The sequence below is a fragment of the Ruoffia sp. FAM 24228 genome (assembly GCF_045528575.1).
Taxonomy (GTDB): domain Bacteria; phylum Bacillota; class Bacilli; order Lactobacillales; family Aerococcaceae; genus Ruoffia; species Ruoffia halotolerans.
Genome location: NZ_JBGQQZ010000175.1, coordinates 1 through 255 on the forward strand (window position 1 = coordinate 1; position 255 = coordinate 255).

The 255-nt window shown below is 42.7% G+C and carries 1 pseudogene; it reads left to right on the forward strand.

Annotated elements, in window-relative coordinates:
• Positions 1–255: pseudogene (locus ACEN33_RS12550) on the forward strand (IS30 family transposase); the annotation flags it as partial.

Genomic DNA, 255 nt, shown 5'->3' on the forward strand with positions numbered 1-255 from the left:
TTGAGTATTACCAACAATATAAGAAAAACAAACAACGGTGTGGTAGACGTAAGTGTGTCCTTCCTGCAGACCAACAAGTCTACATTAAAGAAAAAGTCTCACAGGGCTGGACACCCGATGTCATTATTGGGCGTAAAGAAAAACCCATTGACTGTTCCATGCGGACGCTTTATCGGCGTTTCAAGGAAAAGGTGTTCGATGAAAAAACCTTACCCATGAAAGGAAAACGTAAGCCAAACGGGCATCAAGAACGTC